Raw genomic sequence first — 11,357 nt, 5'->3', positions numbered from 1 at the left:
GTGATTGACGAAAAGTGTAAGCTAGCCCGCTTTTTCTGGATTTGTAGTAACCGCAAGCAAGGCCTTAGCTACGCGACGTTAAGTATTCGTGTACCGCATCTGCGTGACGCTCTTCAGAAAACTTAATAAGGCTACTTCCATTACATGTTAGGCCTTCTTCAGACGTTACCATACGCAATACTTCACGTTGGCTAGCGCCAATACGACCCACGTTACGTGAAAGGCTAGAACGAAGAACTCTTACATCGTCGTTGATTATCGCTTTACAAAACCCTGCGAACTGGGTTTCACCAACGAAGCGAATGTCTTTTGACTCTGCTGCTGCATTTGCATTGATGCTAAAAGCGACAGTCGCTGTAGCTGCAAGAACTTTAAGTAAGTTAGATAATTTCATTTTAAAATCCTCAATGTGTGGTTAAGGGTGCTGTGCAAGTTTGTGGCAAACTCTCTAGTTAAGTTGAACAAAGTTGAATGAAGCAACAATTCGCTCAACGCCCTTTATTTATGCATCAAGAATAAAAATTTTTCTGTTGAATGATTGTGTAACCTGGGTAAATGCTTGGTAAATCAAGTTGTTACGCTGTTGTTACGGCACTAACCCCTTGAATTAATTGGAATAATATAAATTGCATATTACTAATATATCTAGCGATAGCACTTGTAGGAAGAAAGAAGTATAAGACTTAAGTATAAAAAAGCCCCTTTCGGGGCTCTAAAAGTGTAATTTTAACAAAATTAAAGATATTAACGCTTACTTATTGTACAAATTAAAGCCACTTTACGTAATTTAATTACATAAATTGGAGTGAACTATTCGTATTTACGCTCTCGCTTAGTCTCAATTGCATCAATGTAAGCATGCCACGATGCATAGCCGATAATCGGCATGAGCACGATGAAACCCACGAAACCGGTCACGTAACCAATTGCTACTGTAGTGAAAATGATAGCCCCCCAAATGAGCATGGGTACCTTATTTAACCATACCGCATTCACACTGGTAAGCACTGCAGTTGCAAGATCTACCTTACGTTCCATTAAAATCGGTTGGGTAAACGCCGTAATAAATAGCATTGCCAGGGTAAAACCCGCTCCAACGATAGTGCCTAACGCTAAAAACGGTAACAAGCTTTCCAAGTCGTTCTCTATATAAGGTGGATAAAGTGCATGAATCAGCGATGCCACACGCAACCAAAATATCATCATTACCATAAGCAGTATGGCAAAGCCCCACTCGTTAAATGCGTTTCTTCGCATTGCGCGCAGCGAATGACGAAGTGAAGGCTTATGACCTTTCTCCATCTCCCAGCTTACATCGTAAAGGCCCGCCGCTAAAAATGGCCCTACCAACATAAAGCAAACAATGGCGGGTAGAATGACCAAGTGCCAACCCGTCATTTCAACTAAATACATAATGAACCACGGGATAACCGCGAAAAGTACGCCATAAAATAAGGTGAGTCCCGGTGCGCGCATGGCGTCTCGTATTGCCAATGACAACCACTTTATTGGGTCGCCGACGTCTAATTCTTTACAGGGAATAACGCGTGCTATACCACTTTGCGTGATCGCATTCTCTGGTGTTTCTTTGAAATGGTGGGACATATTCTTATCACCTCTGCTTGTTAGCCTGTTTGTTACTAACGCGTTTTTTATACACGCCTTACTACTACGATAGGCGCAGAATGAAAAGTTCACAAGTCATTAACATAAATTTTATACTTAAGTGACAAGCGGATCATTTATCTCGTTATGTGTTCAATAATTAGCCACTTGATGAAAAAAGTCGTGCTTAAAGCAGAAATACTGCAAAAAGGCCATCGCATATGACTTTGTATTGCGATAATCTCAGGGTATGTAAATCAACCAGATAGACCATGAAAACTGTATCTCGCTCACATAAATTAGATAACGTTTGTTACGACATTAGAGGCCCAATCGCTGCGCAAGCACGCAAAATGGAAGACGAAGGACACCGTATATTAAAGCTGAATATCGGTAACCCCGCCCCATTTGGATTTGAAGCCCCGGACGATATCGTAAAAGACGTTATTCATAACCTGCCTACGTCTCAAGGATATTCAGACTCGACAGGAATTTATGCTGCCCGCGTGGCCGTGATGCAGTATTACCAACAGCGTAATATTAAAGACATTCGTGTTGACGATGTTTATATAGGTAATGGTGTATCTGAGCTAATCATGATGGCAATGCAGGCGCTACTTAATCATGGTGATGAAGTGCTCATTCCAAGCCCTGACTACCCGCTTTGGACGGCCGCAGTGAGTTTGTCATCAGGCTCACCGGTACATTATCGCTGCGATGAGCAAGCTGGCTGGTTCCCCGATATTGACGACATAAAAAGTAAAATCACCAGCAAAACACGCGCGATTGTACTTATCAACCCCAATAACCCTACTGGTGCAGTTTACGACAAAGCCCTATTGCAAGAGGTAGTAGAAGTCGCCCGCGAGCACGGCTTAGTCGTATTTAGCGACGAGATTTACGACAAAATTCTATACGATGAAGCCCAGCACACCAGTATTGCGTCACTCGCTGATGACGTCTTTTTTGTTACTTTTGGTGGTTTAAGCAAAAACTATCGCGTGGCAGGCTTTCGCTCTGGTTGGTTAGTTGTCAGCGGGAATAAACGTCTTGCTACCGATTATATCGATGGACTCAATATATTGTCTTCAATGCGAATGTGCGCAAACGTACCGTGTCAAAGTGCCATTCAAACTGCGCTTGGTGGTTATCAGAGTATTAACGACCTAGTCAATGAGAATGGCCGACTACGCATTCAGCGCGACGTAACCACAGATATGCTAAACGGCATCGACGGTATTTCTTGCGTTAAGCCTAAAGGAGCCATGTATTGTTTCGCCAAAGTAGATGAGAAGAAATTCAACATTCAAAACGATGAACAAATGGTGCTGGATTTATTAAGTTCTGAAAAAATTCTGTTGGTACACGGGCGCGCCTTTAACCTAACCGAGGGGACTTACTTCCGTTTAGTATTTTTACCTCATAGCGATGTATTGGTACCTGCACTGCATCGTATTGGCAACTTCTTTAGAACGTATAAGCAAGGGGCGTAACGTGAGTGATAAGAGCCACTTTTTTGCGCACCTGGCGCGCTTAAAGCTTATTAATCGTTGGCCGCTAATGCACAATGTGCGTACAGAAAATGTGCAAGAGCACAGTTTGCAGGTGGCTATGGTCGCCCACGCGCTAGCCTTGATTAAAAATAAATTTTTTGGCGGTACACTAAATCCAGATCGCATTGCAACCATGGCGATTTTTCACGACGTGTCGGAGGTACTTACCGGCGACCTCCCTACCCCAGTAAAATACTTTAACCCTGCGATTAAAGAAGAATATAAAAAAATTGAGAAGATTGCAGAGAACAAGCTCATTGAGATGGCGCCTGAAGCGTTTCGAGAAGACTATGCGGCACTGATTGATCATCACTACCATAGTGAAGAAGAAGCCTTTATTGTGAAAGCAGCAGACGTACTTTGCGCTTACCTAAAAACGCTTGAAGAATTAGCTGCTGGTAACCAAGAGTTTAAGCTGGCTAAGAAACGATTAGATAAAACCCTTAAAGAGTATCATTCTGAAGAGGTGGACTACTTCTTAACGCGTTACGTACCAAGCTTTTCTTTAAGTCTTGATGAAATTACGCAAGACGATATGTAAGCAAGGCGATTAACCGCCCCCAAATTACTATACTGATGTAGCAGAAGTACCAAACACATCATGGCAGCGAGGTTTTTTTGGCAACAAGCGAATGGGAATTAGCATTACACGAGCGTCGTTTACCCCGAAGCGAAACACGAGACGGCGATCACCGCAATCCGTATCAGAGAGATAAGGCACGCGTTCTTCACAGCGCTGCTTTTCGCAGGTTGCAGGCAAAGACCCAAGTGCTCGGTGTGGGGCTAAGCGATTTCTATCGCACGCGACTTACACACTCTTTAGAAGCCGCCCAAATTGGCACGGGAATAACGGCGCAGCTTTGGGTGAAATTTCCAGATATTGCCAATACGTTGGCTCTTGACCCAACGTTAATCGAAACCCTGTGTTTGGCTCACGATATCGGTCACCCACCTTTCGGCCATGGCGGTGAAATCGCGCTCAATTATATGATGCACCAATACGGCGGGTTTGAAGGAAATGGCCAAACATTTAGGATCATAACTCAGCTAGAGCCATACACGGCCGAACACGGCATGAATTTATGCAGAAGAAGCGTGTTAGGCTTGGTTAAATACCCAAACTTTATTGATGCCCTTCATAGTAAAGGGCCTACGCCCGAGCGCCCTGCTTCACTTCGTCAGGTTAAAGCCCACGACTGGCATCCACCGAAGGGACTGTTTCGCTGCGACGAGCCCCTATTCGACTGGCTACTTGCGCCATTTAGTAATGAAGATAAAGATGCGTTTATGCAGTTTACTGCAAAACCGAATGCCCACAGCAAAACGCAGTTTAAATCGTTCGACTGCTCAATTATGGAGCTTTCTGACGATATCGCCTATGGCATTCACGACTTGGAAGATGCCATTGTAATGGATATGGTAGACAAGCATCATTTTGTCGAGGATGTAACCACCCCGCTAAAAGCACTAGATGTCCCCTGGCTGTCAGACAATATAGAAGTGCTTACCAATAAGCTATTTAGTGCTGCACATCACGAACGGAAAAATGCTATAGGTGCACTGGTTAATAGCTTTATCACAGCCATTGAAATAAAAGGCGTGGAGGGTTTCGCTCATCCATTACTTGCGTTTAACGCCGTGATGCCCGAACAATTTGCACAAGCCCTAGAGCTTTTTAAACGCTTTGTGTTTAACAAAGTAATCCGCCGCCCCGATGTTCAGCTTCTTGAATACAAAGGGCAGCTGGTAGTTATGGAACTTTTTGAGGCTTTTGCATCGGATCCCGACCGCCTTCTACCTGAAAACACCCAAGAGCGCTGGCGTAAGGCCTGTGAGAACGACAATGGAATGCGCGTTCTCGCCGACTATATATCTGGCATGACCGACGAATTCGCCTCTCGCTTATACAGCAATATCTTTTCACCAAAACAAGGCGGCATTCAAGATAGTTTGCATATGTAAGATTGTTTAATTTGCCCAAAACTAATTGAAATGAAAAGACCGTACTCTCGGTCTTTTTTATTATGTTGAACTTACTCGTTACATTAACGTAGCTAAATGTATCGGTTGAAGTAACGGCCAGTTCTCGTAGTCTTACCATAACTTAGGTGACGTAATGCCAAAACCATTTAAACCCTCAGTAAAATTAACTGACAACGACGTAACCAATGAAGGCGTTTACAAGAGTCGTCGATCATTGCTCAAATCAATGGGCTTTGTGGGTGCGTCTACATTACTTGCAAAATCGGCAAGTGCTGCCGGTTGGTTTTGGGAAGATGAGGAAGAGAAGGCAGCGTTTAAGGGAAAAGCGCTGGAGTTTAGTCAGCCCCCTAAGTATCAAATAGCGGAAACCCGAACGCCTGAAGATAAAGTCACCAGCTACAACAATTTTTACGAGTTTGGCACTTCGAAAGATGCGCCAGCCAAAAATGCGACTGAATTTCAATCTAATCCATGGACGTTGAAAATTGACGGTATGGTAAAAAAGCCCATTGAGCTTGATCACGATGCCTTAACCAAACGTTTTCCCTTAGAAGAGCGCATTTACCGTTTGCGCTGCGTTGAAGCATGGTCGATGGTGGTTCCTTGGGTTGGGTTTGAGTTGGGGGCGTTGTTAAAACAAGCCGATCCGTTGATGTCAGCCAAATATGTAGCATTTGAAACCCTATACGACCCTGAGCAAATGCCTGGCCAACGAAGTCGCTTTACCGGTGGTGGTATTGATTACCCTTATGTGGAAGGACTGCGACTTGATGAAGCTATGCACCCTTTAACGCTTATGTCGGTTGGGCTTTACGGGAAGACCTTGCCACCTCAAAATGGCGCGCCTATTAGGCTTGTTGTACCGTGGAAATATGGTTTTAAGAGCATTAAGTCTATTGTGAGAATTCGCCTTACCGACAAGAGGCCGCCTACCACATGGAATCGTCTGGCCGCTAACGAGTATGGCTTTTACGCCAACGTGAATCCAAACGTGTCACACCCAAGGTGGAGCCAAGCCAGCGAGCGCAGAATAACCACAGGTGGGCTACTCGCCAGAAATCGCATCGATACTCAAATGTTCAACGGTTATACCGAAGTCGCGCCATTATACAAAGGTATGGATTTATCCCGTTACTACTAGCTGCTACTTTTTATAGGGCTACGAGCAAATAGCTAGCCCTTCTAACCAATATCTTATAACCGAAGCTATTAAACATTATTATTAAGTTGTTCATTTAATGCCGTTAAGAAAAAAACCATTTCGATTATCTATTTGGCAGCGTCGCAGTTTGAAGGGCCTTATTCACCTTTTCGCATTAGGCTACGTCGCTTGGTTGTTCTTTGCCGGGATCAACGACCAGCTTGGACCAGACCCCGTAAACACGCTCATTAATGAGACTGGAACTTGGGCAATTCACTTTCTTTTACTAACGCTTACTCTTAGCCCACTTGCTAAATGGCTACCAAGCCCGGAACCGATCCAATTCAGACGTATGATTGGCGTATACACCTTTGTGTACGCCTTTGCACACCTACTCACTTACATTGTGTTTGAACTCCAGCTTGATATGGCACTGGTGGCTAGCGAGATAGTAAGCAGGCCCTACATACTCGTTGGCATGGCGGCACTACTTCTTCTTTTTGCTCTTACTGCAACGTCGTTTAAACGCATCCAGCGCAAGATGGGAAGAAAATGGCAAAAGCTTCATAACAGCATTTACTTGATACTGCCCCTTGCACTGCTGCATTTCAGCTGGTCACAGAAAACGTTTTGGCAAGAGCCAGTTTGGTATTGGATGATTGGACTGATATTAATGAGCCCAAGAATGAAGCAGTGGTATGTGACGCACCAAAAGACAAGCCAAAAAAAGTCGAGAGACAAAAACACAGTGGCGTGAGAAAACTAAGCCGAAAACCTTTTAAACAAGTACGTAAAGCAGCGCAGCATAACGCGCTGTTTTGCTAAGAGTTACCGCAAGAATAAAAAACCAAAGCGGACTTCTAAACACACCTGCCACTAGCGTAATAGGGTCGCCAATAATAGGTACCCAACATAAAAACAAGCTCCACTTACCCCACTTCGTAAATGTACTACTTGCGCGGGTGAACGCAGCTTCACTTACTCTTAATTTTTGCGTTGCTATTTCTCTTCCGAATTTGAAGCCCAATACATAATTAACCACAGAGCCCAGTACATTTCCTACTGAAGCAACAACAAGCAACGATATCCAGCTTAAGCCGCTACTGTATAAAGCACTAAGCACAATTTCAGAACTAAAGGGCAAAATAGTAGCAGCCAACAATGCGGATAAGAACATGCCCAAGTAGCCCAAGTGTATTAACGCGCTCAATAACCCTCCAGTTTTATACAGTAGTGTTCTACATAAGATTCGCGCGCATCTTACCTCAATCCGCAACTGAATACTTGCTTCAGAACACAACAGCATAAAAAAACCATTATCTTTTAGATAGTTACTGAAAAACCCTCAAGCTGCGCAAAAAAAGCACAATTAAATGCTTGCCAACGACCTCTTTTTTAAATACTGTATACGCATACATGCTGTATATCTAATCAGTATTTATAAATAATCGTTTTCCAGAAGTTTCTATTTGAACTTCAGAGCAAATACATAAAGGGTTTTACTATGAACACATCTTCAGTTTCACGATTCAATGCTTTGCGCGCTTCGGTTTCAAATGTTGTTCAACTACCTTTGCCTATAGAAGGGTTTCCTAGCGAAAAACAAGGTAATGGAAAAGGAAGTAACGACAAAGGTTGGAACTATCTGCTTTCAAATACAGTGTCATTTTCGAAAACCGTAGATCACGCTATCCGTATTCAAAAGCCTGAAAAAGAAAAAATGCCAGAATGGATCAGTAAGCTTATTACGGGTGGCCAGTGTAAAACGCTTTATGTAGAAAACATTGATTTGGATTTGCAGCCAACGGATAGTGAGATGATCAGAAAGCTATGTGAACTTTACTCGGTCAGTCTGGTGAATGTGCGCGTTAACAGCATTAATGACGAGCAAAACGTTGCATTAGGCCCTTGGTAAAGTGTCGCCTCTTTATGCCTAAATTCCGCTTTTGCCGAAATCTTGCTTTTGTCGAAATATAGACACATAAGTAAAGTATATACATTTATTGTCCTACTCGCTTTTGCATGAGCTCTTTGACATAGCTTTTTAGGCATAGCTTTTTGGGCATAGCTTTTTGGGCATAGCTTTTTTGGTATAGACCGCCATGGAAACATCGAGCATCGACAACATTTACGTTTAAAAAAGTTGGGGCTCACGCCACTTATATTTATACTGTAGCGCTTTGTAATACTCTTAAATTGCGAGTTGTCTTATGCGCTGTTACTGTTGCTCTTCAAAGCCCTTCAACGAATGCTGCGAACCTTTTATTAAGGGCGTTAAATACCCTAATACTGCTGAACAACTTATGCGCTCACGATTTTCAGCCTACGCTACAGCGCATTATCAATACATTCTGGAAACCTACACCAAAGAAAAACAGCAAGATCTTTCCGTAGAAGATTTGGCTCAAAGTGCGCAAGGTGCGACGTGGTTTGCGCTAAAAGTACACCCCACTCTAGCGGCTAACTCCAAGTCCAATACTGCCATCGTTGAATTCACTGCTTACTACTTTGAAAATAAAAGCATGTATCAGCTTCACGAAACGTCAAATTTCAATATTGAAGACGGTAAGTGGCGTTATCACGACGGTGTTTTACACGATGACTGCGGAAAAATTAAGTACGGAAGAAATCTCCCATGCGTTTGTGGTAGCAGCAAGAAATTCAAACAATGCTGCAGCCTTAAAAACCATTAATGTTTTAGTACATTGAAAAAGTTACTCTAGTAAGATAATTGCTCTACACTAAAACGAGATGATGAGCACGTTGAGGAAAATAGCTATAACATGATCAACACATTGTCGCTTCCGCTTTTTGTGACATCTAGCATCTGCTTGCTGATGAGCTTTTTCTTCGCTTTGCTTTATTATCGCTTAACTTTCCACCACCAAGAGCCCGTTAAGTACTATTTTCTATTTGCTCTTTCGGCTTTCATAAGCTCAATTTTCTTCGGGGCTTTTGGTGTACTGATCAATGCAGGAGAGAATCTTTTTGCCCTTAGTGTTTCAAATAGACTTACTATTATTGGGGCTATGTTCACCCTAGTCACCAGCCTGCATTTTTATCTTGCTTTTTATAAGTACAAAGCTCCGTACTTATTGAAATGGTGTTATGTCGTTTGCGGAATATTTTCTCTTTTAACTGCTATACCTAGCCCCTATTTTTTAGACAACGCCTTTTATGCTACGTCTAAATACTATACTGGGCTAAAGTACGGTCTACTTTTCGAAATCTGGGGTCTTTGGATCTTAGTATTGGGGTCATACTGCATATATATACTCGTTCGAGTCTTCGTCCGGCAGCGCTCAAGACTTGAGGACAGTGGTCCTATACTACTGTTACTTCTAGCGAACACTCTATGGCTTGTAACCGGTATTGGCGATACCTTAACCGGTATCGAAATTATCGACCTTCCACCGCTCACATGGCTTGGCTCTTTTATAGTTACCAGCTCCATTGCATGGGTTCTAGTGCTTCACATTGATGGGCTTTATAAAGAAAGACGTACGCTCAACAATCAATTGATGCACGATCATTTAACTCAGGCACTTTCTCGTAGCTTTATGGAAGTAAAGCTCAATGAGGCTATTTGTCAGATTAAAAATAGCGCTAAAAATCGATTAGCCGTATGCATATTTGATGTTGATAATTTTAAGAATATCAATGATAGCTACGGTCATTCCAGTGGTGATGTATTGTTGAAGAACATCACTCAGATTGTGAAAAAACATCTGAGTCCGAGTGACTGTATCGCCCGTTTGGGCGGCGATGAATTTGTAATCTTGTTTACCAGTGAGCACGCTTCTCTTAATGCTGATAATATTGTAGAGAGAATTCGCCAAGAAATTTCGTCTACAAAATTTGTTTCAAAAGAGCAAACATTTAGTACAACTTGCTCATTTGGGATAGTAAACATCTTATCTGGCATCGAAGTAACTGAAGACCCAGCACATGATATATTATCCATCGCTGACGAAGCGCTATACGCCGCGAAATTTAACGGCAAAAATACTATGAAAACATCGACTATAACTAGTTTTACTCGTGTTTAAAATGTGAAGGCTTAATCGGCTTTCAATTTTATAATTCAACCACCAAGTAAAGCTAATAACCTTGACTTTAGTGGGTCCATACCTGATTCCACTTAGCTAAATATGTGATCTTTTACCTCTATTTTTAGGAAGGAACCTATGACTGTAACTAAATGGAGATTGAACATTATGGACTTACAAGGTAAGACAGCGCTTATTACAGGTGCAAACCGTGGGATTGGAGAAGCCACTGTACAAGCCCTTTTCGATAAAGGCGTAAGCAAGGTCTATCTGGCAGTACGCGATACTGAATCAACTACCCATCTTCATGACAAATACGCAGATAAAGTGGAAACCCTGCAAGTCGACGTTACTGACAAAGCGTCAGTAAAAAGCCTCGCTGACAAAGCAACTGATACTCACATTGTTATCAATAACGCGGGGATTATGAAGCATGAATCACCGTTAAGCGAGAATGCTGAAGACGCACTTCGTAGTGAGTTTGAAGTAAATGTGTTTGGCTTACTTCACGTTGCACAAGCATTTGAATCGACATTGGTTGCAAACAAAGGTGCCATTGTTCAACTTAATTCAATTGCATCAGTGAAAACGTTTGGCGACATATCAACGTACTGCGCATCTAAAGCAGCAACCTATTCGTTGACCCAAGGGTTACGTGAGAAGCTATCTGAAAAAGGGGTAGCAGTCATTAGTATCCACCCAGGTCCTATTGGCACTGACATGGGTAAAAATGCGGGCTTTGATGATGCTCCGGGACCTGAAGTCGTAGCGAACGCGATAGCAGAAGCGCTAGAAAGTGAAGATTTTCATACTTTCCCTGATGACACAGCCAAACAAATTGGCGATGCATACGCAAATTTCGCGGAAAATATTATTTTAGGCGACATGTCTCTCTAATATCTAAAAATACGCCCCTTTCACGGGGCGTCGTTTTTGTGTGCTGCTATACCTTCCACATCTTAGGTCGTTTATATTCTTACTCCACCAAAGCTGTCTTAGAACTTTAGGTAAAAAACAACTCAGTAC

At 42.6% G+C, this 11,357-nt stretch carries 12 protein-coding genes; 9 read left to right on the top strand and 3 right to left on the bottom strand.

Going from position 1 to position 11,357, the window contains the following annotated elements; translation table 11 throughout:
- Positions 1-64: 64 nt before the first annotated feature.
- Entirely contained in the window at positions 65-394 is a 330-nt protein-coding gene (locus ACXACS_RS10490; protein WP_474806371.1) for a hypothetical protein, read from the bottom strand.
- A gap of 416 nt (positions 395-810) precedes the next feature.
- The gene (locus tag ACXACS_RS10485; protein WP_474806370.1) at positions 811-1,605 is read right to left on the bottom strand and encodes a DUF2189 domain-containing protein; all 795 of its coding nucleotides are present in this window, start codon (positions 1,603-1,605) and stop codon (positions 811-813) included.
- Positions 1,606-1,877: 272 nt separating this feature from the next.
- Here ACXACS_RS10485 and ACXACS_RS10480 point away from each other — a divergent pair, with 272 nt between their 5' ends.
- The 5 genes from ACXACS_RS10480 to ACXACS_RS10460 all read left to right on the top strand — a co-directional run bounded on the left by ACXACS_RS10480 (position 1,878) and on the right by ACXACS_RS10460 (position 7,039).
- On the top strand, positions 1,878-3,098 hold the full coding sequence (locus tag ACXACS_RS10480; protein ID WP_474806368.1) for a pyridoxal phosphate-dependent aminotransferase: 1,221 nt from the start codon (positions 1,878-1,880) through the stop codon (positions 3,096-3,098).
- 1 nt (position 3,099) lies between these two features.
- Positions 3,100-3,699 (top strand): 5'-deoxynucleotidase, encoded by a 600-nt coding sequence (yfbR, locus tag ACXACS_RS10475; protein WP_012519109.1) that lies wholly within the window; start codon positions 3,100-3,102, stop codon positions 3,697-3,699.
- A gap of 77 nt (positions 3,700-3,776) precedes the next feature.
- Complete coding sequence (locus ACXACS_RS10470; protein WP_474806367.1) at positions 3,777-5,120, top strand: anti-phage deoxyguanosine triphosphatase; 1,344 nt, start codon at positions 3,777-3,779, stop codon at positions 5,118-5,120.
- Between the two features lie 154 nt (positions 5,121-5,274).
- A complete protein-coding gene (gene msrP, locus ACXACS_RS10465) occupies positions 5,275-6,282 on the top strand; it encodes a protein-methionine-sulfoxide reductase catalytic subunit MsrP (RefSeq protein ID WP_474806365.1) in 1,008 nt (335 codons plus the stop codon).
- Positions 6,283-6,379: 97 nt separating this feature from the next.
- Positions 6,380-7,039 carry a protein-methionine-sulfoxide reductase heme-binding subunit MsrQ gene (locus ACXACS_RS10460; protein ID WP_474806363.1) on the top strand — a complete coding sequence of 220 codons (660 nt, stop codon included), beginning with the start codon at positions 6,380-6,382 and terminating at the stop codon, positions 7,037-7,039.
- Positions 7,040-7,060: 21 nt separating this feature from the next.
- On the opposite strand, the gene ACXACS_RS10455 is transcribed toward ACXACS_RS10460, so the two are convergent.
- Positions 7,061-7,459, bottom strand: coding sequence for a YqaA family protein (locus ACXACS_RS10455; protein WP_474809247.1), 399 nt, complete (start codon positions 7,457-7,459; stop codon positions 7,061-7,063).
- Positions 7,460-7,786: 327 nt separating this feature from the next.
- On the opposite strand from ACXACS_RS10455, the gene ACXACS_RS10450 reads away from it, so the two are divergent.
- From ACXACS_RS10450 to ACXACS_RS10435, 4 genes are all read left to right on the top strand, one after another.
- On the top strand, positions 7,787-8,197 hold the full coding sequence (locus ACXACS_RS10450; RefSeq protein WP_014949757.1) for a hypothetical protein: 411 nt from the start codon (positions 7,787-7,789) through the stop codon (positions 8,195-8,197).
- 295 nt (positions 8,198-8,492) lie between these two features.
- Entirely contained in the window at positions 8,493-8,975 is a 483-nt protein-coding gene (locus tag ACXACS_RS10445; RefSeq protein WP_474806361.1) for a YchJ family protein, read from the top strand.
- A 90-nt stretch (positions 8,976-9,065) separates the two neighbouring features.
- Positions 9,066-10,331, top strand: coding sequence for a GGDEF domain-containing protein (locus ACXACS_RS10440; RefSeq protein WP_474806360.1), 1,266 nt, complete (start codon positions 9,066-9,068; stop codon positions 10,329-10,331).
- Between the two features lie 138 nt (positions 10,332-10,469).
- On the top strand, positions 10,470-11,228 hold the full coding sequence (locus tag ACXACS_RS10435) for an SDR family oxidoreductase (protein WP_474806358.1): 759 nt from the start codon (positions 10,470-10,472) through the stop codon (positions 11,226-11,228).
- The last annotated feature ends 129 nt before the right edge of the window (positions 11,229-11,357 follow it).

Source organism: Alteromonas sp. AWM4_230 (genome assembly GCF_056158305.1).
The sequence above is the reverse complement of the archived record's forward strand: the minus strand, read 5'-3'. Positions and strand labels throughout refer to the sequence as shown.

What these genes read in the sequence shown, in the direction of transcription:
- ACXACS_RS10490 (WP_474806371.1), bottom strand. Translation starts at nt 394, where the DNA reads ATGAAATTATCTAACTTACTTAAAGTTCTTGCAGCTACAGCGACTGTC.
- ACXACS_RS10485 (WP_474806370.1), bottom strand. Translation starts at nt 1,605, where the DNA reads ATGTCCCACCATTTCAAAGAAACACCAGAGAATGCGATCACGCAAAGT.
- ACXACS_RS10480 (WP_474806368.1), top strand. Translation starts at nt 1,878, where the DNA reads ATGAAAACTGTATCTCGCTCACATAAATTAGATAACGTTTGTTACGAC.
- msrP (WP_474806365.1), top strand. Translation starts at nt 5,275, where the DNA reads ATGCCAAAACCATTTAAACCCTCAGTAAAATTAACTGACAACGACGTA.
- ACXACS_RS10460 (WP_474806363.1), top strand. Translation starts at nt 6,380, where the DNA reads ATGCCGTTAAGAAAAAAACCATTTCGATTATCTATTTGGCAGCGTCGC.
- ACXACS_RS10455 (WP_474809247.1), bottom strand. Translation starts at nt 7,459, where the DNA reads ATGTTCTTATCCGCATTGTTGGCTGCTACTATTTTGCCCTTTAGTTCT.
- ACXACS_RS10450 (WP_014949757.1), top strand. Translation starts at nt 7,787, where the DNA reads ATGAACACATCTTCAGTTTCACGATTCAATGCTTTGCGCGCTTCGGTT.
- ACXACS_RS10445 (WP_474806361.1), top strand. Translation starts at nt 8,493, where the DNA reads ATGCGCTGTTACTGTTGCTCTTCAAAGCCCTTCAACGAATGCTGCGAA.
- ACXACS_RS10440 (WP_474806360.1), top strand. Translation starts at nt 9,066, where the DNA reads ATGATCAACACATTGTCGCTTCCGCTTTTTGTGACATCTAGCATCTGC.
- ACXACS_RS10435 (WP_474806358.1), top strand. Translation starts at nt 10,470, where the DNA reads ATGACTGTAACTAAATGGAGATTGAACATTATGGACTTACAAGGTAAG.